We start from the raw sequence: 21,480 nt of genomic DNA, 5'->3' as shown, positions 1-21,480 counted from the left end.
TAGGCGCCAGGGCGCCGCATTCCGTGGCCACAGAGCAACACCCCCTTCGCAGCTCGCCGGGGCCTATCCCTGGGGACGCGCCGCGGCAGCGACGAGGACGCTGCCGGCGATGATCGCCGTCATGGTGCGGGTGACGGCTTCCGCAGCGGCCCCGGCGCCCCAGTTCCCGCGTTCGAGCTCCTGGGCGCGGGCGATGACCTCCGAAGTCCAGGGGATAGTGGGATCGAACTGGGGGAGTGTGCCGCTTCCCCACAGCAGGGCAGAGAGCGCCGCCGATCGGGGGGTCGGCTCCGCTCCGCCTGCGAGCACTTCTCGCACGTCGGAGAGGATCCGCGCCCTCCGCCCGTTGCCCCCTTCGACGATCACGGTCGTCTTGAACAGTCCGAGCGTGGTGCGGCTCTCCTGGCGGAGGTCGCGACGCGTGAGGAGGCGTTCCAGCAGGGGCTCGCGGAGCGTGGGGCCGATGGCGGCGAGCACCGTCTGAACGCCACGGGGTCGGGCTGCGACGTAATCCCAGGCCGAGCGGAGGATCCGGTCCGTCGGTGCCCGCCGCTCGACCGCCTCGACATTCAGGAACCCCATCCGTGACGGTGCGGCTGAGATGTGCTCGCCCGCGGCGAGGTCGGCCAGCACCGCTCCGGCCAGCACGTAGGAGAGGGTGTTCTCGCCGGCGATCGTGCCCGAATCGGGCTGGAACAGGAGGAGTAGGAGGTCTTCGGCCAGGGTGGGAGCATCGAGGGAGCGAGTCCCGACGTGCGTCTCCGCGCCGCGCTCGGCGCGGGGGCCTTCAGGCTGCTGAGCCATCACGTGATCACACCCCCACGAGGAACGTCAGAGCCGCCCACGCCGAGACGGTGGCGACGGTCGTCCAGAGCGCGATCGCCACGGCCTGCCAGAGAAGCACCCACCTGCGAGGTGTGCCACTGGCGACGAGGAACGCCGACGTGAACTGGGTCGGGATCGCAAGGGGTCCGAGGATGCTGGCTCCCGGGACGCCGAAGCGGACGAGCCACCGCTTGAATCGCAGACGGCCCTTCGACTCGGGCTTGACGGGCGCCAGATCCGTGCCCTCGAGTCGCCCGTCGTCGCTCATCACGCCCACACCTCCGGCGCCGACGAGCGCCTCGCGCCGGGCGCGTGTGTGGTTGACGACGGCGGAGCGCGCGCGCGATGTGAAGATCACCACGAGCAGCACGGAGAGGAAGTTTCCGGCCGCCGCGGCGATGGCGACGATGATGAGTGGGATGCCGCCGGCGATGCCGATGACGGCGGCACCCTCGCCCTCGATGAACGGAATCGCGCCGGCCAGCATGACGATGAACGGCTGCACGATCTCGGGCACCTGGGCGACGAGGGCCTGGAAGTTGGTGATGAGTTCTTGGATGGGATTCATGGCGGAGCCTCCTTGGGCTTTAGGGGAGCGCCGAGTCCGGCGATCCCTGATTGGCAGTCGACACTGTGTTGTCAGAACCAGGTCAAGTCGTGCAGGCGGAAGCCGTCACAAGGCTTCGCCATCGGTGGCATCGGCCTCGTGCAGCTGCTCGTGAGCGAGGAGGCCGGCGCGTGAGAAGACATCGATCTGCGCGGGGTTGTACAGCTCGCGCACCGCATCGATGAACGTCTGCTGTGTCACCCGTGCGCTCTTGGCCAAGCGCCCCGCGGGATCGGCCAGCCACGGATAGTCGATGAGGTTCTGCGCAAGGGTCGGGGCCAGTCGCTCCGCAAGCCGCTGCCGGGTCGCCTCGTCCGCGTCCGGAGGAAGATCGCTGATCTCCTGCCCGACCGCGCCCGTCTCGGCATCCACTTCGACCATGCGCCTCAGATCGGCCAGCGCAGACTCGTCGTACAGCCGGGTGTAGATGTGGATGATCGAGCTGTCGGACTCCGACAGATGCGCCGCGACGGACGCGAACCCCGCGGGTGCGTCGGCGGGTGCGTCGTCGCGCAGGATCTCGGCGATCTCGGCACGCGCCCGGCGGATGCGCTCGATGCTCGCGGCCAGCTCCGCATCCAGCTCGCGCAGGGCATCAGGCATCCCCGCGCTGTCCGCGCCGATCTGCGAGAGCGACACACCCAGGTCTGCGAGTCTGCGGATCCGCAGCAGACGCACAAGATGCCGTACCTCGTACTGCTTGTATCCGTTGTGCCTGCGCACAGGCTCATCGAGCAGCCCGAGCCGGTGATAGTGCCGGACGGTGTTCACGGTGGTCCCCGCAAGTTCTGCGAGTTCTCGGGTGCTCCAGGCCATGATCGGTCTCACGCAAGGGTTCTGGATGACGCGCGGTCACCGCAGTCGCGGCCCGTTCACACCCAGCAGCATGCCCCCGATCGCGGCGGCAAGACTCACAGCACCCACCTGTTCCGAGCGCCGGCCGTCCGGCGTTGCTGTGGGACCGTTCGGCGAGAGCTCGCGGTCGATGACCGTCGGTGTGCCCGGGACGGCTGTCTGCTCGTTCATGGTCGTCTCCTTCGGTGAGCCCGGTCATCCGGCGACGCCGGCGACCTCGACCTCGTCGGGGATCGCGGGAAGCTCAGCGCCCGTCGCATCGAGGAATGACCGCAGCGCGGCAGTGACCTCATCGGCGTGCGTCCAGAGCAGGCCGTGCGGCGCACCCTCGATCTCGATGTAGTGCGCCTCGGGCAGCGCGCGGCGGAAGCGGCGGGCGGTCGCGTCGATGGGGAGGATCCTGTCGGCTGTGCCGTGCAGGATCAGGGTCGGCTTTCCGCTTGACCGCACCGCCTCGACGTCGCTGCGGAAGTCCTCGATCCACGAGGAGACCACCGCGTGGGCGGCGACGGGAGCGCTCGAGACGGCGACGTTCCAGCTCGCCGTCACGACCTCGGGGCTGATGCGGATGTCGAGGGTCTCGTCCAGGTTGAAGAAGTCGGAGAAGAACTGCGTGTACCAGGCGTAGCGGTCTTGCATCGCGGTGGCTTCGATTCGGTCGAACACCTCCTGCGGCAGTCCTTCCGGGTTGTCGTCGCGGGCGACGAGGAACGGCTCCAACGAGGCGAGGAAGGCGAGCTTCGCGATCCGCTCGTGGCCGTACCGCGCGACGTAGCGGGCGAGCTCGCCGGTTCCCATGGAGAACCCCACGAGGATGACATCGCGCAGATCGAGCGCTTCCAGCACGGCTTCCAGGTCGGCGGCGAACGTGTCGTACCGGTACCCGGCCCCTGTCTTCGACGACCGACCGAAGCCTCGGCGGTCATAGGTGATGACCCGGTATCCGTCCGCGAGCAACTCGCTCGTCTGACGCTCCCAGCTGTGACCGTTCAACGGATAGCCGTGGATGAGGACGACGGGCTGACCTGCGCCCTGATCCTCGTAGTAGAGCTCGACGGGGGTGCTGTTCTCGGTGCCGACCGTGATGAATCCCATGTTCTCGTCCCCTTCCTGGGATGCCGCGGCTTGTGCCGCCCCTTCAGGCTCAGGCACGCGTCGCCCGCACCGCGTCGGTAGAACACACCACTGCCCGTCTGCGCACGACGGCCGAGTACACCTGGCACCGGCGGTTCGCATCGGTCAGAATTGCCTAGTAACGAGTGCCGACGCGCTCCGACGAGGAGGCGACACTGGCGGATCTGTTGGGCCGGCGCACCGAGCGCGACGCAGTGGGAACGCTCCTCTCCCGGGCGAGGGCAGGGCGAAGCGGGGCGTTCGTGGTGCGGGGTGAAGCCGGGATCGGCAAAACGGCGCTGCTCGGCTTCGCACGGGAGGAAGCATCCGCTCAGGGGTATCGGATCGAATCCGCGACCGGCATGGAAGCCGAGATGCACTTCGCGTTCGCTGGCCTGCACCAGCTGTGCCAACCACTGCTGGAGCGCGCAGAGGGCCTTCCTGACCCACAGCGAGCAGCCCTCGATGTGGCGTTCGGCCAACGCGACGGCTCCGCCCCCGACCGTTTCCTCGTGGGCCTTGCCACCCTCAATCTGCTCGCCGAAGCGGCAGAGGAGGCCCCATTGCTCTGCCTCATCGAGGATGCGCACTGGCTGGACGAGGCGTCCGCGCAGGTGATGGCGTTCGTCGCCCGGCGCCTCGTCGCCGAGCGGATCGCGCTGGTGCTCGCCATGCGCGACCAGACGGGTGGCGGAACGCGCGCGTTCGCCGGTCTGCCGGAGCTGCGACTGGCCGGACTCGGCGAGAGCGATGCTCGAACCCTGCTCACCTCCGCGCTGCACACACCCCTGGATGACCAGGTGCGCGATCGCATCGTCGCGGAGGCTCGCGGCAATCCCCTCGCCCTGCTGGAGCTGCCGCTGAGCTGGCAGCCGGAACATCGTGCCGGCGGATTCGGGCTGCCCGAGGCGGGCGACGTGCCGTTCCGGGTGGAGGACAGCTTTCGACGCCGCTCCGGCACCCTGCCGACGGAGTCGCAGCAGCTGCTGTTGGTCGCGGCCGCCGAGCCGACGGGCGATGTCGCGACCTTCTGGCGGGCGGCCGCACAGCTCGGAATCGCTCGTGACGCCATCGCGCCGGCCGAAGCGGCGGGTCTTGTCGATGTCGACAGTCGGGTGCGGTTTCGCCATCCGCTCGCGCGGTCCGCGGTGTACCAGGCGGCGCCGATGTCGGAACGCCGCCGGGCGCACGGCGCATTGGCAACCGTCATCGACCCGATGCGCGACCAGGATCGAAGGACGTGGCACCGTGCGCATTCCGTGCTGGGTTTCGACGAGGAGATCGCTGCAGAGCTGGAGCGGTCGGCCGAGAGGACGCGAGCCCGCGGCGGGTTCGCCGCGGCGGGCGCGTTCCTGCAGCGATCGACGGAGCTGACTCCCGAACCCGCCGACCGGACACGGCGGGCGCTGGAAGCCGCTCACGCGAAGCACGAGGCCGGTGCGTCGAAGGTCGCCCTGGAACTGCTCGGAATCGCGGAATCCGGGGCGCTCGATCCGATGCAGCGCGCGCGTGCGGCGCTCCTGCACGCGCAGATCGCCTTCCACCTGACACGCGGTGAAGGGGTGCCCCGGATGCTCCTCGAAGCGGCCACGGCGCTCGAGACCCTCGACTTCGCGCTCGCTCATGAGATCTACTTCCACGCGCTGGATGCAGTGCTCGTCAGCGGGGACGCCACCGATGCGGCGCGGATCGCCGAGGCGGTGCTGGCGGCTCCGGCTCCGGCGAAGGGTCTGCGAGAGGTGGATCAGCTCGTGGACGGGATCGCCGCGATCCTCGTCCGAGGCGACGAGGAAGGCGTTCCGCTGCTTCGTGCGGCCTTGGCGGCGCTGCGTGACGCCGCCGCCGGGGGCGGGCCGTACGCCAACGAGAACCAGCCGTGGCTCTGGCTGGCGGGGCGCATGGCGGTGGGCATCTTCGAGGACGACCTCGCGCATGCTCTCACCGCCTGCAACATCGACCTGTCCCGGGCCGATGGCTCGCTGGCGCTGCTTCCCCTGGCGCTCAGCCTTCGCGCGAACGTTCTGATCATCAGCGGTGAGCTCTCCCGCGCACGTGAACTGACGGCAGAGGCGACGGCGATCACCGACTCGACCGGCAACGCTCCGATTCGTCATGCCCGCGTGATCCTCGCGGCGTGGCAGGGCGACAGAGCCGCCGTGACCGAGCTCAACGACTCCACGCGGCGGGACGACCACTACCCCGAGAAGAGCACGGAGGCCGCGCTGGGTCAGTATGCACTCGCGGTGCTGCTCAACGGACGAGGGGAGTACTCCGCGGCGCAGCAGCCCGCGCAGCGGGCGTGCGACTCGATCGAGCTGTCGCTGAGTGCCGTTGCGCTGCCCGAGCTCATCGAGGCATCCGTCCGCGCCGGCGACTCCGAGACGGCGGCGCTCGCGCTCGAACGTCTGAGCACACGTGCGCGTGCCAGCGGCACCGCGTGGGCGCTCGGTCTTGAAGCACGCTCGCGAGCGCTGACGATCGCAGGGCCGGCGGCCGAAGACCACTATCTGGAGGCGATCGCGCGACTCGAGAAGACGCGCATCGCCGGTGAGACAGCCCGTGCTCACCTCGTCTACGGCGAGTGGCTGCGCCGCGAGGGGAGGCGGCAGCAGGCCCGGGACCAGCTGCGCACCGCGTATGGAATGCTGACCGACATGGGCGCCGCGGCGTTCGCCGCGCGCGCCGCACGCGAACTCGGCGCCACCGGTGAGCACCCGCGCAAGCGCACCGCCCAGCCGACCGATCAGCTCACGTCCCATGAACTGCACATCGCACGATTGGTCGCCACCGGGGCGACTTCGCGCGAGGTCGGCGCGCGGCTCTACCTCAGCCCGCGCACGATCGAAGCCCACCTGCGCAGCATCTTCCGCAAGCTCGGCATCAACTCCCGCCGGCAGCTCCGGGAACTTCCCCTTCCCTGACCCCGCCGCCGATTCCCTCTTGACCATGTTCCAGGAACAGGTGTTCTCCTGGACGCGTACGCATCCGTGATCGATCGGAAGAAGGAGAGGCCAGGAGATGGGCCCTGAGATGACCACAGTGATCCAGCGAATCGAGAACGCTGCGATCGCCGCAGCGATCGTTCTCGCGATGATCGCGTTCGCGCAGCCGTGGTGGCTGCTGCTGGTGGCGTTCCTGTTCTTCGACCTCTCTGCCGCCGGTTATCTGCGCGGTCCCGGCCTCGGTGCCGTGGTCTACAACGCGGTCCACAACTACACGGGGCCGGCGATCGCCGTGTCGATCTACCTCGTCCTGCTCATCGCCGGACATCCGGTCGTCTGGATCGCCCTGCTCGCAGCGTGCTGGGCCTTCCACGTCGCGGTCGACCGCGCACTCGGGTACGGACTCAAGCTGGAGAGCTTCGCCCACACGCATCTGGGGCGAATGAGGCGGCGCGCCCGGACAGCGGTGGAGTGAGCCGGAGGGGCGATCAGACTGTCTGTCGCTGCTGCAGCAGCGGGCACTCGAACGGGTCGCGCTCGCCGAGGCCGACGCGGTTGATGTAGCGGGAGACGATGCCGTACGAGGCCCACAGCGACGTCTCGGTGTAGCGGACCCCGAGCCGCTCGCAGTACGCCCGGATCGTGCGGGACGCCTGACGCAGGTGCGGGCGCGGCATCGAGGGGAACAGGTGATGCTCGATCTGGTAGTTCAGCCCGCCCATGGCGACATCGAGCAGGCGGCTTCCGCGGACGTTCCGGCTCATCAGCACCTGTCGCCGCAGGAAGTCGAGCTTCGCATCGGCGGGGACCAGCGGCATCCCCTTGTGATTCGGGGCGAAGGTCATGCCCAGATACAGGCCGAACAGGCCGAGCTGCACCGCCAGGAACACCGCGGCGATGCCTGGCGAGAGCACCAGGAACACAAGCGCCAGGTACCCGCCGATGCGGATCGCAAGGAAGGCGATCTCAACTGTGCGGTGACGAAGGGGTGCGGGCGAGACCACGCGGCGCACGCTGGACGCGTGCAGCGAGAGCCCCTCCAGCAGCAGGATCGGGAAGAAGAGGATGCCCTGATGGGCCATCAGCCACGCGACCGCGCCACTGCGGTGTCGCGCACGCTCGTCGACCTGTTCCGCGGTGAACGCGATGACCGGCAGCTCGATGTCGGGGTCGGCCCCGATCTTGTTCGGATTCGCGTGGTGCCGGGTGTGCTTGTGCTGCCACCACCCGTAACTCATTCCCACCAGCAGGTTGCCGAGCACGAGAGAGGTCCAGTCGTTCCACCGTCCTGACGCGAAGATCTGGCGATGGGCCGCGTCGTGGCCGAGCATCGCGATCTGGGCGAAGACGATCGCCAGCGCCGCCCCCATGAAGATCTGCCACCAGCTGTCGCCGATGATCACGAAGACGGTGATTGCCCCGCCGAGCACGACCGCGGCTCCCACCAGCTTCGACCAGTAGTAGCCGTACCGGCGCCGCATCAGGCCGCTCGCCGTGATGATGCGCGACAGCTCGGTGTAATCCTTGGTCCCGCGGTCGCGCCGCGCGGTCTGCCGCGGCCTCGCCGCCAGTCGGTCGGTCATGTCTCGGTCCCCCGATCCGGTCGCGAAGATCGCAGACCTGGGATGTCGGGGGGCGGGACATCCGTGGGCTCAGTGTACCCTCGGCCCACCGGTCGCGGCCCTGGTTCGGGGCGAGTTCCCAGGCCTCGTCAGCGCGGCGACCGGTGGCGCGGGAGAGACGGTGTCCTTCGCGCTTCGAGTCCCTCCAGGCACCTACCCGGTCACCGCGGACGCACTTCGGTCGCCAGTGCGAGCAGGTCCTTGACACCGCGGCGGATGCCGGGAACGCGGGTCAGGGGCAGGGCCGTTGCGAGGACCTTCAGCCCTCGGTCGACCAGCCGGCGCGTGCGGCGCCTGCCTTCGGACGTGTCGTACACCCAGAACAGCGCGAGCAGCAGGTGCGCGAGGACGAGGGCGCGGGGGAGCAGTGCTCGGATGTCGTCGGAGACCGCGCTCGCCGACGCGCCGTCCAGCGCCTGGCCGAACAGCCCCTGCACGATCGCGAGGGAGTCGGCCGATTCGGGAGCGAGCGGGTTGACGGGGGAGCGCGGTGAGACCGCCGCCGAGAGGAACTCGCCCGCGTGCGGGTGATACGGCTCGAGCTGGTCGAGCCCGGTGGTGAACACGACCCTCAGCCGGTCGACCAGTCCCCTCTCGGCTGCGAGCAGCGGCGCGGCTGCTGCGCGATGCGCTTCCTGCACGTCGAGGTACAGCTCCTGCACAAGGTGGTTCTTGGATGGGAAGTGATAGTTCGTGACCCCGACCGACACGCCGACCTCTGCCGCGACCTTGCGGATCGTCGTCGCGTCGTACCCGTTCTCGCGGAACGATCGCAACGCGGCGGCGCGGATGCGCTGCCGCGTGCGATCTCCCTTCGCGGTGGGCTCGTCAGTGCGCATGACTCGTCCTCCTCACTGCGGCGACATCGGCCAGCACGGTTCGCAGATCCGTGTGCGTGAACCTGAACCCCGCCTCGGTGAGCTTCTCGGGCACGACCCATCGGCTCTTGAGCACCAGCTCGGGCTCGGTGCGCAGCGCCCACATGCCGAGCTCGAGCATCCACCGCTGCGCAGGCAGTCCCACCCGCGCCCCGACCGCCTGGCGCAAGGCCCGCATGAGCGTGCGATTGTCGGATGCCTCAGGCGACGCAATGTTGACCGGGCCCGAGAGCCGGTCGTCGTCGCGGAGGAACCGGATCGCCGCGACGACGTCGTCGATGTGCACCCAGCTGAACCGCTGCCGGCCACCCGTGCGATGCCAGGGCGCGCGTTCGGGCCCGGTCGGCTGCTCGCCGATCCCGCGGTAGCGGCGGTGCGGCGGGCCCCAGCCGTCGAACTGGGTGCCGCCCAGCCCGCTGCGCGCCAGCCGCAGCAGGGTGCGGGTGGCGGGACCGTCGCCGATCACGATCGCCATCCGCAGGGCCACGCGCCGGGTGCCCGGAAGGTCACCGGCGAACAGCTCGCGCTCCCAGGATGTCGCGACGTCCACCGAGAAGCCGGATCCGATCCGCCCGCCCGACTCCGTGTTCGGCTGGTCCATGGAGTGCTGATAGATGGTCGCCGTGGAGGCGTTCAGCCAGACCCGGGGCGGTCGCGCGGCGCGGGCGACGGCCTCGCGCAGCGCGCGTGTCGTCGTCACCCGTGAGGCGAGGATCTCGCGGCGGTTGCTGTCGGTGTAGCGGCAGTTCACCGACCTGCCGGCGAAGTTGACGATGAGGTCTGCGCCGTCCACCGCCTGCGCGATGGCGGCAGTGTCACCCCACCGGACGGCGCCGGTGCGACCGATCCGGCGCACACTCCAGCCCTCGGCCGTCAGGGTCTCGGCGACGGTCGATCCGACGAACCCGCCGGCGCCGCCGATCACCGCCACCGGCCACCGATCGCTGTCCATGAGTCGACCGTAGCGCAGTTCTGAACATGTTCAGTTCTGTTACTCTCGGCACCATGGACGACGAAACCTCCGCCGCCGAATTCTGGGAGGCACGCTACGCCGACTCCGACCGGGTGTGGTCGGGACGGGTCAACGGCGTGCTCGCCGACGTCGCGTCCACGCTCGAACCGGCACGCGCGCTCGACCTCGGCTGCGGCGAGGGCGGCGATGCCGTGTGGCTCGCGACGCAGGGCTGGGATGTCACGGCGGTGGACCTGTCGCCGACGGCGATCGATCGCGCCCGGGCGGCGGCCGCAGCGCGGGGGATCGACGGGGACCGCCTGCACCTGGTGGCTGCCGACCTCGCGGCCTGGGACACCGACGAGCGCTTCGACCTTGTGACCTGCTCATACCTGCACTCCTGGCCGATCGAGATCCCGCGCGAAGCGATCCTGCGCCGCGCGGCGGGTTTCGTCGACCACGGCGGCGCGCTGCTGATCACGGCGCACGCCGCTCCGCCGCCCTGGGCGGAGCAGCACCTGAACCACGGCTACACGTTTCCGACGCCGGAGTCCGACCTCGCAGCGCTCGACCTCGACCTCGATGACTGGGAGGTCCTCGCCTGCGAGCGCCGCGAGCGCGAGACCATGGGGCCCGACGGGGCACCGGCGCAGGTCGACGACAGCGTGGTGCTGGTGCGCCGCTCGACGGCCCGCAGGCCGGACACCACCCGGGAGGAAGAGCGATGAGCACCCGCGAAGTGAAGATGATCGTGCTGTCCACCGACGACCTCGACGAGTCGATCCGGTTCTACACCGAGACTCTCGGCTTCCCGCTGAAGTTCCGTGACGGCGACCACTTCGCCGCCCTGGACGGCGGCACCATCACGCTCGCGCTGGCGACCCCGCTCGACCACCCCATCCCCGGGCAGGTCGTCGTCGGGATCAAGACCGCAGACGTGGATGCCGATGCCGCCGCGGTCGACGCGAGCGGCGGCGCGATCGCGCGCGCGGCCTACAACGACGCGCACGAGCGTCGCGCCGTCGGCTATGACAGCCAGGGCAACGGGCTCGTGTTCTACTCGCCGCTGGCCCGCTGAGGCGGCTCGAGTTCGGCCACCGCGTCGGCGAGACGGTCGGTGAGGGTGCGCACGGCTGCGAGCGTCGTCGTGGTGAGCAGCCGGCACGTGTAGAGGTGCCGGGGCGGCTCGGGGTCACGCAGCGGCCGGACGACGACGCCGGGCGGCGGATCGAGCAGGGCGATGCGGCGCAGCAGCGCGACGCCGAGTCCGGAGCGGACGAGAGACAGCGCCGCGGCGTCGTCGCCGTCGGGCGCCTCGACCCGGTCGCGCAGCTCGCCGCCATCGACCGCCTCTTCCCGCGCCAGCGGGTGCGCGGCGGGCAGCGCGGCCATCACAGGGTCGGCGGTCAGATGCAGACGCAGGATGCCGGCCGGCACCGTGTCGTGACGGTCACCCGCCCCGAAGGTGACCGCGAGGTCGAGCTCCCCGCGCAGCAGCCCCGCGTGGCACTGCGCGGGCGGGAGCACCCGCAGCACCAGCTCGACGTCCGGATGGACGGCGTGCACGTGGCCGAGCGATCGCGGCACGATCGATGCCGCCGCGGCGGCGAACGCGCCCACGCGCAATGCGCCGCCGGTCCCCTCCGAGAGTGCGGCGAGTTCGGCGCCCGCTCGGCTCATCGCGGCGGTGACCGCCGCTTCGGCATCCAGCAGGGCGCGTCCCGCCTGGGTGGCGCGCACCGGCTCGCGGGTCACGACGCGGGTGCCCGCGCGGCGTTCCAGCTCGCCGAGGTCCTGCGCGATGTCGGTCGGCGCCACGCCCAGCTCGGCCGCTGCCGCCTCCGGCGATCCGAGCCTCACGACGGCCTCGAGGGTCGCGAGCAGCCGCGGGTCGAAACGCCAGCCCATGAGCGCCAGGCTACTGGTCGCACGAGTGCTTCCGGCGGGGCGCGGTGGGTAGGCTCGAGACAGGACTCATGCCTGGGGATCCGCATCGGCCGTCGGAGAGGAAGCGACGTGAGCAGCACCATCGTGGTCGGAGTGACGGGTGGATCGGCGACCAGTCGTGCCGCCGACTGGGCGGTGGCCCGCGCCGTCGTGACAGGTCAGTCGGTGCAGCTGCTCGGCGTCGTCGGCGGAGCCATCGGCGCCGTCGGTGAGGGGCCGATCATCGAGTCCGCGATGGCGGCGACCCAGGAGCTCCTGGATGCCGAGGCCGCCCGCCACGCCGGCTCCGGTGTCTCGATCTCCACCCGGGTGGCCGTCGGCGACCCCGTGGCCGCGCTGATCGGCGCATCCAAGGATGCCGCGCTGCTCGTGCTCGGCAGCGACTACCGCGGCGAGGGGTCGGGTCCCGCGCGCGGAAGCCACGGCATCCGCATCGTCGCCGCGTCGTCGTGCCCGGTCGCGGTCGTGCCCGACATGGATCTCGGCGACCGCCACAGCGTGGTCGTGGGCGTCGATGGATCGCCGGTCTCGGACGCGGCGATCGCGTTCGCCGCGGCGGAGGCCGATCGCCTGGGTGAGCCGCTGATCGCGGTGTGCGTCTGGACCCCTGTCGCCTCACCGCGCCACTCGCCCATGGTCTTCCCCGAGCAGTACCGCGCGAGCATGAACGAGCTCTCGCGCGAGACGCTCGCCGTCGCGCTGGAGAGCGTGCGCGAGCAGTACCCGAACCTCGAGATCGATGAGCGCGTCGCCGAGGGGTACCCGTCGACGATCATCAACCATCTGGCCTCGGAGGCCCGTCTGGCCGTCGTCGGGTCGCGCGGGCGGGGCGCGGTGCGCCGGTTCCTCCTCGGCTCGATCAGCCACGAGGTGCTGCAGCGGCTGGCCACCGTGACCGCTGTCGTGCGATGAGACACTGACGTCGTGCTCCGCCTGACGCGCCGCTACCCGATCATCGTCGCCACGCTGGTCGTGGGCGTCGTGGTCATCGCGCTCGATCTGGCCGGACTGCAACCGGCCGGACAGATTCTGGCGACGGCATATGTCGCCGCAGTGATCCTGTGGACCGCGATCGACATGATCCGGTCGCTGCTGCGCGGGCACTTCGGGCTCGACATCCTCGCGGTCGTCGCGATGGTGGCGACCCTGCTGGTCGGCGAGTACCTGGCGGCGCTCATCATCGTGCTGATGCTCTCGGGCGGCGAGGCGCTCGAAGACTACGCGTCGCGCCGCGCCAAGCACGAGCTGACCGCCCTGCTCGAGCGCACTCCGCAGCAGGCGCACGTGCTGGCCGAGCCGGGCGCGCAGGGCGAGAACGCGACCGACATCGACGTGACCGAGGTCGCCGTCGGCGACATCCTGCTCGTCCGGCCCGCCGAGATCGTCCCGGTGGACGGCGAGCTGCTCACCCCCGCGGCATCCTTCGACCAGTCCTCGCTCACCGGCGAGAGCCTGCCGGTGCCGCTGCTGGCGGGCGACGAGGTGCTGTCCGGTTCGGTGAACGGCACGCATGCCGTGCGCATCCGCGCCCTGCGGCCCGCCGACCGCAGCCAGTACCAGCAGATCGTCGCCCTCGTGCGGCAGGCGCAGGAGTCGCGCGCCCCGATCGTGCGCCTCGCCGACCGCTTCGCCGTGCCGTTCACCATCGTCTCGCTCGCCCTGGCGGCGATCGCATGGATCGCCTCCGGAGATCCGGTGCGCTTCGCCGAGGTGCTGGTGCTGGCCACGCCGTGCCCGCTGCTGATCGCCGCGCCTGTCGCGTTCCTCGGCGGCCTGTCGCGCTCGGCGAAGTCGGGCGTCATCGTCAAGGGCGGCGCGGTCATCGAGCAGCTCGCCCGGGTGCGCTCGATCGCCTTCGACAAGACCGGCACGCTCACCGCGGGGCGGCCGAGCGTCGTCGAGGTGCGCCCTGCAGGCGGGTTCGACGCCGACGAGCTGCTGCGGCTGGCGGCGTCGGCGGAGCAGTCCTCGACGCATGTGCTGGCCGCCGGCATCCGCGCGGCCGCGGCCGAGCGCGACCTCGTGCTGGCACCGATCGCCGGCGGTGAGGAGATCGCGACCAGCGGCGTGCGGGCGGATGCCGACGGGCACACCGTCGTGGTCGGCAAGCCCGCCTTCGTGGCCGCCATCGCCGGCGATGTCGCGCGCACCCCGCTGGCGGCCGGGCAGGCCGCCGCCTACGTCGCCGTCGACGGGCGCTTCGCGGGAACGATCGTGCTCGCCGACGATCCGCGCGACGAGTCGGCCGAGGTCGTGCGTCTGCTGCGCGCCGAGGGCGCCCAGCGCATCGCGATCCTCACCGGCGACGTCGCCGCGACCGCAGAGCCGATCGCCGCGGCGGTCGGCATCGACGAGGTGCACGCCGAACTGCTGCCGGCCGAGAAGGTCGCGATCGCCCGCGACATGCAGCCGCGGCCGGTGATGATGGTCGGCGACGGAGTCAACGACGCCCCGGTGCTCGCGGCGGCCGACGTCGGCGTCGCTATGGGCGCCCGCGGCGCCACCGCGGCCGGCGAAGCGGCCGACGCCGTGATCCTCAAGGACTCGCTGCGCCCGCTGGTCGACGGCATCGCGATCGCGCGCTTCACGCGGCGCGTCGCGCTCGTGGCGATCTGGATCGGCATCGCCCTGAGCATCGGGCTCATGCTGATCGCCATGACGGGGGCGATCCCCGCCGTGGCGGGCGCCCTCACGCAGGAGCTCGTCGACCTCGCCACGATCCTCGCCGCCCTGGTCGCGCTGCGCGGGCCCTCGTCCGTGCGGCGCCTTGCCCAAAGCACGCCCCGCGTCAAGCCTCTGCCGGAGGTTCAGCCGCCCGCCTAGCGTCGGGGCCATGAGCAATGAACGCACGGACGACCAGATCGGGATGCGGGTCGTGTTCTGGATGTGGACGACGATCATCGTCGTCGGGCTGGCGGTGATGATCGTCCTGCCGCTCGCAGGGCGCTGACATGCGCCGGCTCATCCACGACAACGCGCTGAGCCTGGGGTTCTTCGCGATCTTCGTCGTCGCCATCGTCGGCCAGTCCTTCGCCGGCTGGGCGAACAACAACGAAGAGCTCCAGATGCACGGGCAGGCCCCGATCGGGTGGGGCGACTTCGTGACATCCTCGGAGTTCCTGGTCGATGTCGCCGAGAACTGGCAGTCCGAGTTCCTGCAGTTCTTCCTCTTCATCCTCGCGACCATCTGGCTGATCCAGCGCGGGTCGCCCGAGTCGAAGATCCCCGGCGACCAGGGCGTCGGCACCGACGAGGAGCAGCTGGTCGGCGCTCACGCGCGCGACGATTCGCCGGCCTGGGCGCGGGCCCGCGGCATCCGGCTCTGGGTCTACTCCAACTCGCTCCTGATCGTCATGGGCGCGATCTTCTTCTTCTCCTGGCTCGCCCAGTCGCTGGGCGGAATGGTCGTCGCCAACGAGCAGAACGCCCAGCACGGGATGCCGCAGCTCAGCTGGATCGAGTACGTCGCCTCGCCGGAGTTCTGGAACCGGACGCTGCAGAACTGGCAGTCCGAGTTCCTGGCCGTGGGTGCGATGGTCGCCTTCGCGATCTACCTGCGCCAGCGCGGCTCGAGCGAGTCCAAGCCGGTGGGACTGCCGCACTCGGTGTCGGCTCAGGAGTCCGACTGACCGTCGGCGAGGCCCAGCGGCAGGTGCGAGACCGGGTCGAGGCCGCTGACGGTCGTCCAGCCTTCGGCGAGGAAGAAGGCGTCGGTTCCCGGCTCGGGCGTGTTCGGCAGGTCCTCCACGGCGAGCCGGATGTGCTGCTCCTCGCGCTCGGTGAGGGTCGTCTGCACGATGCCGAACGGAGCGAGGGTCGCCTCGCGGATGCCGCGGCTGGACGCGGTGTTGGGCACATTCAGGTTCACCACCGTCCCCGCCGGGCGCTCCATGACGCGCGGGAGCAGCCCGATCGCGGCGGCCGCCGCCGCATCCCAGTGGAACACCTCGGGGCGCATCCCCACATCCAGTGACACCGCGATACCCCACGCGCCGTTGAGCCCGCCGGTGAGGGCCGCACCCACCGTGCCGGAGTGCAGGATCGCGCGGCCCACGTTCGCGCCGTGGTTCACGCCGGAGAGCACCACCTGGGCGGGCTCGCCGAACGCGCCGTGCGCCGCGATGAGCGCGATGAGCCCGGGGCCGGCGTGGACCGCGAACGACGCGACCCCGTCGAGCCCTTCGAGGGGCCGCCGCTCGACGGCGATGCGGCCGTCCTGCTCCTCGGCCATGATCGAAGCGCTCGAGCCGCTGGACTGCGCCGCGGGCGCGGCGACGGTCACCTCGAACCCGGCCTCCAGCGCGGCGCGGGCCAGTGCATGCAGCCCGGGTGCCGCGATCCCGTCGTCGTTGGTGACGAGCACACGGGTCATGACTCCTCCTCGGGGCGCTCCTCCGGCTCGGCGAGCGCCGCGAGACCGTCCGGACTGACCCGGCCGGTGTTCGGCTGCTCGACCTCGGCGGTCAACGCGTCGGAAAGGGGCCGGACCACGACGGCCTCGCGCAGCCGGGCGATCGCGCCGGCATCCCCGGTCCCGAGCCCGTGCCGCGTGACGTTGAGGGCGCCGGCTGCCACCCCGAGGGTCACCGCCTCCCGCGGCGTCTCGCCCCGCGCCATCGCCGCGGCCACCCCGGCCGTCAGCGAATCGCCGGCTCCGCGGGTGTCGGCCACCTGAAGCTCGGGCGGCGTCACCTCGAGGAACCCCTCGTCGTCGAGGAGGATCAGCGGCCGCGCCGAGCGCGACACGATGACCGTCTGCGCGCCGGCCGCGTGCAGCTCGCGCATCGCTCTCATGATCGCGGGAACGGATGCCTCCGCCACCCGCCCGTCGGCGCGCAGCTCCTCGTCGCTGACCTTGAGCACGTCGAGCCCGCCGGCGAGGGCGGCGTCGAGCCGATCGCCGGCGAGATCGACCACGACCCGGGCGCCGCCTTCGCGCAGATCGGCCGCGAGGCGCCGGTAGGTGTCGGGGGGCAGCGCACGCTCGCCGGAGGGTCCGCTCAGGATCGCCAGCTGTGCGGCGAGACCCGCATCCAGCGCGGCGCCGTAGAGCTCGTCGAGCTCGTGGCGTCCGATCGGGTCGCCCTCCTCCTCCACGACGGCGACGCGGTGCCCCTCGCGGCGGTCGTGCACGTAGGCCGATCCGCGGCCCTCCCGCTCGATCGCGACGACGTCGAGCCCCTCGTCCCGCAGCAGGTGAAGCAGGATGCGCCCCGTCTCGCCGGTGAGCACCGAGCACATCGTGACCTTCGTGCCGAGCCGGCGCAGCATGCGCGCCTGCCACACGCCCTGCCCGCCCGCATGCACGTGCACGTCGCTGCCGTCCGGGTGGTCCTCGACCGTGACGGTGAGGGTCGGCGCCGGCGCGAAGATCATCACCTCGTCCATGATCATGACGCTAGGCGGCGGGCTCCGGCGCGGTACACCCCCTTGCGCGAGGGCGCGGAGTGGACCAGGCCCGCCTCAGCAGGCGCGCACGGCGAGCGCTGTGTCGAGGCGCGCTCAGGACCGCGGGCCGACCGTGGCGCCGCAGATGCCGCAGACACCAGTGGCGGGGACCTCGACGAAGCACTCCGGGCACAGCACCGGCGCCTTCTCCGGCACCGCGGCGCGGCGCGGCGCAGAGTGACGGACCGGCTTCGCGGCCGGGGCCGCGCTCGGGCGCTTGGCCGCGGGCACGTGGGCGGCGCAGTAGAAGCGCACGAACCCGTCGTGGTTCTTCGGATGCCGGTGCTTGTACGCCCACAGCTCGGTGCGCGGCAGCGGCTGCGCGTCCGGGCCGCACCCGGCACAGCGCGCCGGGTCGCCCGGAAGCACCTCGGCGAGGATGTACGGCGTCTCGAACGCGATGCCGTCGCGCCAGTCGGATGCGGCGACCACTCTCATACCTCCACGGTAGGCGATCCCTCGCGGCCCGAGACGCGCGGGTGCCGGCACATCGGCGCATCTCCACGCGACTCTCGACATTTCAGTTAATGATCAGTAACCTAAACGGGTCACCGATCCGGGAGCGTTCCAATGGCTGCGACCTCATACGCCGAGCTCGTCGACGAGCTGCGCGAACGCACCGCCGCGGCGGCCCTCGGCGGGCCCGAGCGCTCGCGCGAGCGACACACCGCCCGCGGCAAGATGCTCGCCCGCGACCGCGTCGACGCCCTGCTCGACCGCGGCAGCCCGTTCCTCGAGCTCTCGCCCCTGGCCGCCGAGGGCATGTACGACGGCGACTGCCCGGCGGGGGGCATCGTGACCGGCATCGGCCTCGTGCACGGCCGCCACGTGATGGTGGTCGCCAACGACGCCACGGTGAAGGGCGGCACGTATTACCCGATCACCGTCAAGAAGCATCTGCGCGCACAGGAGGTCGCCGCCGAGAACCGGCTGCCGTGCATCTATCTCGTGGACTCGGGCGGAGCGTTCCTGCCCATGCAGGACGAGGTCTTCCCCGACAAGGAGCACTTCGGCCGCATCTTCTACAACCAGGCGCGGATGTCGCGCGACGGCATCCCTCAGATCGCCGCCGTCCTCGGCTCGAGCACCGCCGGGGGCGCGTACGTCCCGGCCATGAGCGACGAGACGGTGATCGTACGCAACCAGGGCACGATCTTCCTCGGCGGCCCACCCCTGGTCAAAGCCGCGACCGGCGAGGTCGTCTCGGCCGAAGACCTGGGCGGCGGCGTCGTGCACACGCAGGTCTCCGGAGTCGCCGACCACCTCGCCGAGAACGACGAGCACGCCCTGCAGATCGTGCGCGACATCGTGGCGACCCTTCCCGCACCCGCGACCTTTCGCGAGGAGCCGGAACCGGCCTCCGCGCCGGTCGCCGACCCCGCCACCCTCACCGACGTCGTCCCGGTCGAGCTGAACGTGCCGTACGACGCGCATGAGATCATCGCGCGGCTCGTCGACGGCGGCTCGTTCCACGACTTCAAGCGCGACTACGGCGACACCCTGATCACCGGCTTCGCCCGCATCCACGGGCACCGCGTGGGCATCCTCGCCAACAACGGGGTGCTGTTCAGCGAGTCGGCGCTCAAGGGCGCGCACTTCATCCAGCTGTGCGACCAGCGCGGCATCCCGCTCGTGTTCCTGCAGAACATCGCCGGCTTCATGGTCGGCCGGGAGTACGAATCCGGCGGCATCGCCAAGCACGGCGCCAAGATGGTCAACGCCGTCGCGACCGCCTCGGTGCCCAAGCTCACCGTCGTGGTCGGCGGCTCGTTCGGCGCCGGCACGTACTCGATGTGCGGGCGCGCCTACTCGCCGCGGTTCCTGTGGCTGTGGCCGGGGGCACGCGTGTCCGTCATGGGCGGCCCGCAGGCCGCGTCGGTGCTCTCGACGGTGCGCCGCGACCAGATCGAGGCCCGCGGCGGCGAATGGTCGGCCCAGGAGCAGGATGCCTTCGAGGCGCCGATCCGCGAGCAGTACGAGGTGCAGGGCAGCCCGTACTACTCGACCGCCCGGCTGTGGGACGACGGCATCATCGAGCCCGCCCAGACCCGCGACGTGCTCGGTCTCGCCCTCGACGTGGTGCTGCGGGCGCCGCACGGCGAGCCCGGCTACGGCGTCTTCCGGATGTGATGCGCATGCCTCCTGCACCCGTCGAGGGATTCGACACCGTCCTCATCGCCAACCGCGGCGAGATCGCCTGCCGCGTCATCCAGACGCTGCGCCGCCTCGGCATCCGCTCGGTCGCGGTGTACAGCGACGCGGATGCCGGCGCCCGTCACGTGCGCCTGGCCGACACCGCCGTGCGGCTCGGCCCCGCCCCCGCCGCGCAGAGCTACCTCGACATCGAGCGCGTCCTCGCCGCCGCCCGCGCCGCCGGCGCGCAGGCGATCCATCCCGGCTACGGGTTCCTCGCCGAGAACGCCGCCTTCGCACGTGCCTGCGAGGAGGCCGGCATCGTCTTCCTCGGTCCGACCGCCGCCGCCATCGAGACGATGGGCGACAAGATCACCGCCAAGCTCGCCGTCGCCGAGCGCGGCGTTCCGACGGTCCCCGGCATCGCCCGGGCCGGCCTCACCGACGACGACCTCATCGCCGCCGCACCCGGCATCGGGTATCCGCTGCTGATCAAGCCATCGGCCGGCGGCGGGGGCAAGGGCATGCACGTGGTGGCCGAGGCATCCGATCTTCCCGCGGCGCTATCCGCCGCCCGTCGCGAGGCGGCGGCGAGCTTCGGCGACGACACTCTGTTCCTCGAGCGGTACGTGCAGAACCCGCGGCACATCGAGGTGCAGATCCTCGCCGATGCGCACGGGAACGTGATCCATCTGGGCGAGCGTGAGTGCTCGCTGCAGCGTCGGCACCAGAAGGTCATCGAGGAGGCGCCCTCGCCGCTCCTGGACGAGCAGACGCGGGCGCGCATCGGGGAGGCGGCGTGCGAGACCGCGCGCAGCGTCGCCTACCGCGGCGCCGGCACCGTCGAGTTCATCGTGGCCGCCGACCGGCCCGACGAGTTCTTCTTCATGGAGATGAACACGCGGCTGCAGGTCGAGCACCCCGTCACCGAAGAGATCACCGGCATCGACCTCGTCGAGCAGCAGCTGCGCATCGCGGCGGGCCAGCCGCTCGCCCTCGTGCAGGACGACATCGTGCTGCGCGGTCACAGCATCGAAGCGCGCGTGTACGCCGAAGACCCGCGTGCAGGCTTCCTTCCGACCGGCGGGCGGGTGGATGCCGTGCACCACCCGGCCGGCGATGGCATCCGCGTCGACACCTCGCTCGAGGACGGCCTCGACGTGTCGATCGACTACGACCCGATGCTCGCGAAGATCATCGCGACGGGCACCGACCGCGACGAGGCCCGGCGGCGCCTGGTCGCCGCGCTCGACGAGACGGCGGTCTTCGGCTTCACCACGAACGTCGAATTCCTGCGGCTGCTGCTCGAGCTGCCGGCGGTCGTCGCCGGCGACCTCGACACCGGGCTGATCGCGCGTGAGCTGGAGGGGCTGCGGTTCGCCGATGCCTCGGACCGCATCTTCGCGGAGGCAGGACTGCTGCTGACCCGCCGCGACGAGGAACGCGCGCCCGGCACCGTGTGGGGGAGGGCGACGGGGTGGCGGCTGGGCGGCCGCGCGCCCAGCCGGCACCGCCTCACGGTCGACGGCGGACCCGTGCGTACGGTCGCCGTCGGTGCGGGCGAGGTCCGGGTGGATGCCGGCGAGCCCGTCGCCGGTGCGGTGATCGCCGTCGACGGGCTCGTCGCCGACGTCACCGTGGGCGGGGAGGCCCGGCGGTTCCCGGTGCTCGTGCGCGAAGACGGAGTTGACATCGCCCACGACGGTGCTGTGTTCCCCGTGCGGTACGCGCGCGTCCAGTCCGGTACCGGCGACCAGGGCGACGCGGCGCCGCACCTGGACTCGCCGATGCCCGGAACCGTCGTGCTCGTGCCGGTCGCGGACGGCGCTGCGGTCGAGCCGGGCGATGCGGTGGTCGTCGTCGAGGCGATGAAGATGGAGCATGTGGTGCGGGCGACCGTCGCCGGCACCGTGTCGCTGCGGGTCTCGATCGGAGACCAGGTCGCGCGGGGTCAGACCCTCGCGGCGGTCGAGCCGCCGGCTCCCGGTCGTTGAGCGAGCCCTCCCTTCCCGGTCGTTGAGCGAGCTTTCCCTTCCCCGGTCGTTGAGCGAGCCGTCGCTTCCCGGTCGTTGAGCGAGCCGTAGGCGAGTCGAAACGCGGTTCCGAGCGGCGTTTCGTCTCGGCCGCTGCGCGGCCTCGCTCGACGACCGGAGGGGGT

General features: G+C 71.2%; 21 protein-coding genes. 9 read left to right on the top strand and 12 right to left on the bottom strand.

Annotation, left to right across the window (positions count from 1 at the left end; translation table 11 throughout):
* Positions 1 to 63: 63 nt before the first annotated feature.
* From ACIWQI_RS02760 to ACIWQI_RS02740, 5 genes are all read right to left on the bottom strand, one after another.
* The gene (locus tag ACIWQI_RS02760) at positions 64 to 804 is read right to left on the bottom strand and encodes a GPP34 family phosphoprotein (RefSeq protein ID WP_396655553.1); all 741 of its coding nucleotides are present in this window, start codon (positions 802 to 804) and stop codon (positions 64 to 66) included.
* A gap of 7 nt (positions 805 to 811) precedes the next feature.
* On the bottom strand, positions 812 to 1,393 hold the full coding sequence (locus ACIWQI_RS02755) for a small multidrug efflux protein (RefSeq protein WP_396655552.1): 582 nt from the start codon (positions 1,391 to 1,393) through the stop codon (positions 812 to 814).
* 105 nt (positions 1,394 to 1,498) lie between these two features.
* On the bottom strand, positions 1,499 to 2,248 hold the full coding sequence (locus ACIWQI_RS02750; RefSeq protein WP_396655551.1) for a MerR family transcriptional regulator: 750 nt from the start codon (positions 2,246 to 2,248) through the stop codon (positions 1,499 to 1,501).
* Positions 2,249 to 2,284: 36 nt separating this feature from the next.
* Positions 2,285 to 2,458, bottom strand: a complete 174-nt coding sequence (locus ACIWQI_RS02745; RefSeq protein ID WP_396655550.1) for a hypothetical protein — start codon at positions 2,456 to 2,458, stop codon at positions 2,285 to 2,287.
* A 24-nt stretch (positions 2,459 to 2,482) separates the two neighbouring features.
* On the bottom strand, positions 2,483 to 3,382 hold the full coding sequence (locus tag ACIWQI_RS02740; protein WP_396655549.1) for an alpha/beta fold hydrolase: 900 nt from the start codon (positions 3,380 to 3,382) through the stop codon (positions 2,483 to 2,485).
* 164 nt (positions 3,383 to 3,546) lie between these two features.
* Between ACIWQI_RS02740 and ACIWQI_RS02735 the strand changes: the two genes are divergently transcribed.
* Both ACIWQI_RS02735 and ACIWQI_RS02730 read left to right on the top strand, forming a co-directional pair.
* A complete protein-coding gene (locus tag ACIWQI_RS02735; protein WP_396655548.1) occupies positions 3,547 to 6,321 on the top strand; it encodes an ATP-binding protein in 2,775 nt (924 codons plus the stop codon).
* Positions 6,322 to 6,430: 109 nt separating this feature from the next.
* Complete coding sequence (locus tag ACIWQI_RS02730) at positions 6,431 to 6,817, top strand: DUF4260 family protein (RefSeq protein ID WP_396655547.1); 387 nt, start codon at positions 6,431 to 6,433, stop codon at positions 6,815 to 6,817.
* Positions 6,818 to 6,830: 13 nt separating this feature from the next.
* Here ACIWQI_RS02730 and ACIWQI_RS02725 read toward each other — a convergent pair whose 3' ends face one another.
* From ACIWQI_RS02725 to ACIWQI_RS02715, 3 genes are all read right to left on the bottom strand, one after another.
* The gene (locus ACIWQI_RS02725) at positions 6,831 to 7,925 is read right to left on the bottom strand and encodes a fatty acid desaturase family protein (RefSeq protein WP_396655546.1); all 1,095 of its coding nucleotides are present in this window, start codon (positions 7,923 to 7,925) and stop codon (positions 6,831 to 6,833) included.
* A gap of 200 nt (positions 7,926 to 8,125) precedes the next feature.
* Positions 8,126 to 8,803: a TetR family transcriptional regulator gene (locus ACIWQI_RS02720; protein WP_396655545.1), complete on the bottom strand. Its 678-nt coding sequence runs from the start codon at positions 8,801 to 8,803 to the stop codon at positions 8,126 to 8,128.
* Entirely contained in the window at positions 8,793 to 9,794 is a 1,002-nt protein-coding gene (locus ACIWQI_RS02715) for an epimerase (RefSeq protein ID WP_396655543.1), read from the bottom strand. The genes ACIWQI_RS02720 and ACIWQI_RS02715 overlap by 11 nt, the downstream gene beginning before the upstream one ends.
* 53 nt (positions 9,795 to 9,847) lie before the next feature.
* Here ACIWQI_RS02715 and ACIWQI_RS02710 point away from each other — a divergent pair, with 53 nt between their 5' ends.
* Both ACIWQI_RS02710 and ACIWQI_RS02705 read left to right on the top strand, forming a co-directional pair.
* Positions 9,848 to 10,522 (top strand): class I SAM-dependent methyltransferase, encoded by a 675-nt coding sequence (locus ACIWQI_RS02710; protein WP_396655542.1) that lies wholly within the window; start codon positions 9,848 to 9,850, stop codon positions 10,520 to 10,522.
* Positions 10,519 to 10,872 (top strand): VOC family protein, encoded by a 354-nt coding sequence (locus tag ACIWQI_RS02705; protein WP_396655541.1) that lies wholly within the window; start codon positions 10,519 to 10,521, stop codon positions 10,870 to 10,872. Before ACIWQI_RS02710 ends, ACIWQI_RS02705 begins: the two co-directional genes overlap by 4 nt.
* Here the strand turns inward: ACIWQI_RS02705 and ACIWQI_RS02700 are convergent.
* Positions 10,851 to 11,702, bottom strand: a complete 852-nt coding sequence (locus ACIWQI_RS02700; protein ID WP_396655540.1) for a LysR family transcriptional regulator — start codon at positions 11,700 to 11,702, stop codon at positions 10,851 to 10,853. The genes ACIWQI_RS02705 and ACIWQI_RS02700 overlap by 22 nt on opposite strands.
* Before the next feature lie 108 nt (positions 11,703 to 11,810).
* Here ACIWQI_RS02700 and ACIWQI_RS02695 point away from each other — a divergent pair, with 108 nt between their 5' ends.
* The 3 genes from ACIWQI_RS02695 to ACIWQI_RS02685 all read left to right on the top strand — a co-directional run bounded on the left by ACIWQI_RS02695 (position 11,811) and on the right by ACIWQI_RS02685 (position 15,370).
* A complete protein-coding gene (locus ACIWQI_RS02695; RefSeq protein ID WP_396655539.1) occupies positions 11,811 to 12,653 on the top strand; it encodes a universal stress protein in 843 nt (280 codons plus the stop codon).
* A 12-nt stretch (positions 12,654 to 12,665) separates the two neighbouring features.
* Positions 12,666 to 14,564 carry a heavy metal translocating P-type ATPase gene (locus ACIWQI_RS02690; RefSeq protein ID WP_396655538.1) on the top strand — a complete coding sequence of 633 codons (1,899 nt, stop codon included), beginning with the start codon at positions 12,666 to 12,668 and terminating at the stop codon, positions 14,562 to 14,564.
* A gap of 128 nt (positions 14,565 to 14,692) precedes the next feature.
* Positions 14,693 to 15,370 (top strand): DUF6766 family protein, encoded by a 678-nt coding sequence (locus ACIWQI_RS02685; RefSeq protein ID WP_396655537.1) that lies wholly within the window; start codon positions 14,693 to 14,695, stop codon positions 15,368 to 15,370.
* Here ACIWQI_RS02685 and surE read toward each other — a convergent pair.
* From surE to ACIWQI_RS02670, 3 genes are all read right to left on the bottom strand, one after another.
* Entirely contained in the window at positions 15,355 to 16,113 is a 759-nt protein-coding gene (surE, locus tag ACIWQI_RS02680) for a 5'/3'-nucleotidase SurE (protein WP_396655536.1), read from the bottom strand. The genes ACIWQI_RS02685 and surE overlap by 16 nt on opposite strands.
* Entirely contained in the window at positions 16,110 to 17,129 is a 1,020-nt protein-coding gene (locus ACIWQI_RS02675; protein ID WP_396655535.1) for a 1-phosphofructokinase family hexose kinase, read from the bottom strand. The genes surE and ACIWQI_RS02675 overlap by 4 nt, the downstream gene beginning before the upstream one ends.
* Before the next feature lie 114 nt (positions 17,130 to 17,243).
* Positions 17,244 to 17,627, bottom strand: coding sequence for a glucose-6-phosphate dehydrogenase (locus ACIWQI_RS02670; protein WP_396655534.1), 384 nt, complete (start codon positions 17,625 to 17,627; stop codon positions 17,244 to 17,246).
* A gap of 132 nt (positions 17,628 to 17,759) precedes the next feature.
* On the opposite strand from ACIWQI_RS02670, the gene ACIWQI_RS02665 reads away from it, so the two are divergent.
* Positions 17,760 to 19,319, top strand: coding sequence for a carboxyl transferase domain-containing protein (locus ACIWQI_RS02665; protein ID WP_396655533.1), 1,560 nt, complete (start codon positions 17,760 to 17,762; stop codon positions 19,317 to 19,319).
* 5 nt (positions 19,320 to 19,324) lie between these two features.
* The gene (locus ACIWQI_RS02660) at positions 19,325 to 21,316 is read left to right on the top strand and encodes a biotin carboxylase N-terminal domain-containing protein (RefSeq protein WP_396655532.1); all 1,992 of its coding nucleotides are present in this window, start codon (positions 19,325 to 19,327) and stop codon (positions 21,314 to 21,316) included.
* The last annotated feature ends 164 nt before the right edge of the window (positions 21,317 to 21,480 follow it).

Origin of the sequence: Microbacterium sp., assembly GCF_044508325.1 — a bacterium.
Lineage (GTDB): Bacteria > Actinomycetota > Actinomycetes > Actinomycetales > Microbacteriaceae > Microbacterium.
This window is presented reverse-complemented; position numbering and strand designations above follow the sequence as displayed.

Bases quoted from the DNA above. Each gene is read 5' to 3' on its own strand.
- ACIWQI_RS02760 (WP_396655553.1), bottom strand. From the start codon at position 804: ATGGCTCAGCAGCCTGAAGGCCCCCGCGCCGAGCGCGGCGCGGAGACG.
- ACIWQI_RS02755 (WP_396655552.1), bottom strand. From the start codon at position 1,393: ATGAATCCCATCCAAGAACTCATCACCAACTTCCAGGCCCTCGTCGCC.
- ACIWQI_RS02750 (WP_396655551.1), bottom strand. From the start codon at position 2,248: ATGGCCTGGAGCACCCGAGAACTCGCAGAACTTGCGGGGACCACCGTG.
- ACIWQI_RS02745 (WP_396655550.1), bottom strand. From the start codon at position 2,458: ATGAACGAGCAGACAGCCGTCCCGGGCACACCGACGGTCATCGACCGC.
- ACIWQI_RS02740 (WP_396655549.1), bottom strand. From the start codon at position 3,382: ATGGGATTCATCACGGTCGGCACCGAGAACAGCACCCCCGTCGAGCTC.
- ACIWQI_RS02730 (WP_396655547.1), top strand. From the start codon at position 6,431: ATGACCACAGTGATCCAGCGAATCGAGAACGCTGCGATCGCCGCAGCG.
- ACIWQI_RS02725 (WP_396655546.1), bottom strand. From the start codon at position 7,925: ATGACCGACCGACTGGCGGCGAGGCCGCGGCAGACCGCGCGGCGCGAC.
- ACIWQI_RS02720 (WP_396655545.1), bottom strand. From the start codon at position 8,803: ATGCGCACTGACGAGCCCACCGCGAAGGGAGATCGCACGCGGCAGCGC.
- ACIWQI_RS02715 (WP_396655543.1), bottom strand. From the start codon at position 9,794: ATGGACAGCGATCGGTGGCCGGTGGCGGTGATCGGCGGCGCCGGCGGG.
- ACIWQI_RS02710 (WP_396655542.1), top strand. From the start codon at position 9,848: ATGGACGACGAAACCTCCGCCGCCGAATTCTGGGAGGCACGCTACGCC.
- ACIWQI_RS02705 (WP_396655541.1), top strand. From the start codon at position 10,519: ATGAGCACCCGCGAAGTGAAGATGATCGTGCTGTCCACCGACGACCTC.
- ACIWQI_RS02700 (WP_396655540.1), bottom strand. From the start codon at position 11,702: ATGGGCTGGCGTTTCGACCCGCGGCTGCTCGCGACCCTCGAGGCCGTC.
- ACIWQI_RS02685 (WP_396655537.1), top strand. From the start codon at position 14,693: ATGCGCCGGCTCATCCACGACAACGCGCTGAGCCTGGGGTTCTTCGCG.
- surE (WP_396655536.1), bottom strand. From the start codon at position 16,113: ATGACCCGTGTGCTCGTCACCAACGACGACGGGATCGCGGCACCCGGG.
- ACIWQI_RS02675 (WP_396655535.1), bottom strand. From the start codon at position 17,129: ATGGACGAGGTGATGATCTTCGCGCCGGCGCCGACCCTCACCGTCACG.
- ACIWQI_RS02670 (WP_396655534.1), bottom strand. From the start codon at position 17,627: ATGAGAGTGGTCGCCGCATCCGACTGGCGCGACGGCATCGCGTTCGAG.
- ACIWQI_RS02665 (WP_396655533.1), top strand. From the start codon at position 17,760: ATGGCTGCGACCTCATACGCCGAGCTCGTCGACGAGCTGCGCGAACGC.
- ACIWQI_RS02660 (WP_396655532.1), top strand. From the start codon at position 19,325: ATGCCTCCTGCACCCGTCGAGGGATTCGACACCGTCCTCATCGCCAAC.